This window comes from Actinacidiphila sp. bgisy167 (assembly GCF_965342175.1).
Taxonomy (GTDB): Bacteria; Actinomycetota; Actinomycetes; order Streptomycetales; family Streptomycetaceae; genus Actinacidiphila.
The window spans coordinates 1-1,249 of record NZ_CBDRBL010000206.1 but is presented as its reverse complement, the minus strand read 5'-3'; the positions used below and the strand labels follow the sequence as shown (position 1 = coordinate 1,249).

Annotated in this window: 1 protein-coding gene; it reads right to left on the bottom strand. The window is 72.0% G+C overall.

The window, feature by feature from the left end:
- Nucleotides 1-199 precede the first annotated feature (199 nt).
- Nucleotides 200-1,162, bottom strand: coding sequence for a zinc-binding dehydrogenase (locus ACRWND_RS30800; protein ID WP_431955262.1), 963 nt, complete (start codon nt 1,160-1,162; stop codon nt 200-202).
- Between the last annotated feature and the right edge of the window lie 87 nt (nt 1,163-1,249).

Here is a 1,249-nt window from a genome sequence, read left to right as displayed (position 1 = left end):
AGCCAGCGCGCCGAAAGCCTCCCGTCCCGGCCCCGGCCGCCCCAAAGGCCGCACCTCCACCCCCGCACCCCGCCACCCAGTCGGCAAGAAACAGCAAAAAGCGGACAGACTTCGACGTGACACAGCCGAGCAGCACACTTAAAGATCAAGCTGAGGTCCGGGGCCGCCTACATCGGCCCCGGACCGTGAGGCCGACACGTCAGACGGTCAGGACCACCTTCCCGAACAGGTCGCCGCCCGCCATCTTCTCGAAGCCCTCGCGGGCCCGGTCCAACGGCAGCACCGTGTCGACGACCGGGCGCACCCCGGTCAGCGCGCAGAAGCTCAGCAGATCCGCCAGCTCGTCCTTGGTCCCCATGGTCGAGCCGACGACCTTGAGCTCCAGGAAGAAGATCCGGTTCAGCTCGGCGGCCTTCGGGTGGGGACCCGAGGTGGCGCCGGAGATCACCAGCGTCCCGCCCGGGCGCAGCGACTTGACGGAGTGCGACCAGGTCGCGGCGCCGACGGTCTCGATGACCGCGTCCACGCGCTGCGGCAGCCGGGCGCCCGGCTCGAAGGCGGCGTCGGCGCCGAGGTCCTCGGCGCGCTTGCGTTTGGCCTCGTCGCGGCTGGTGGCGAAGACCCGCAGGCCCGCGGCCTTGGCCAGCACGATCGCGGCCGTGGCGACACCGCCGCCGGCGCCCTGGACCAGGACGGTGTCACCGGGGCGCACGCCCGCGTTGGTGAAGAGCATCCGGTAGGCGGTCAGCCAGGCGGTGGGCAGGCAGGCAGCCTCCTCGAAGGAGAGCTTTTTCGGCTTGGGCAGCAGGTTCCAGGTGGGCACGGAGACCTTCTCGGCGAAGGTGCCCTGGTACCTCTCGGTGAGGATGCTCCGCGGCTCGTCGGGGCCGACCCCGTGCCCGCTGAGGCCCACGACGGGGTAGACGACGACCTCGTTCCCCTGCTCGTCGATCCCGGCGGCGTCGCAGCCGAGGATCATCGGCAGGCTCTCCTCGCCGAGTCCCACCCCGCGCAGCGACCAGAGGTCGTGGTGGTTCAGGGAGGCGGCCTTGACGGTGACGGTGCTCCAGCCGGGCCGGGCCTGCGGCTCGGGGCGCTCCCCGAGTTCGAGGCCGTTCAGGGGCCGGTCGCGGTCGATTCGGGCGGCGTAGGCAGCGAACATGACCGTGACGCTAGCGCCGCGCGCTGCCCCGGCGTAAGCGCGCGGTGATGTGACACGCGCCGAGGGGGGGGGGGGGGGGAGCAGGTG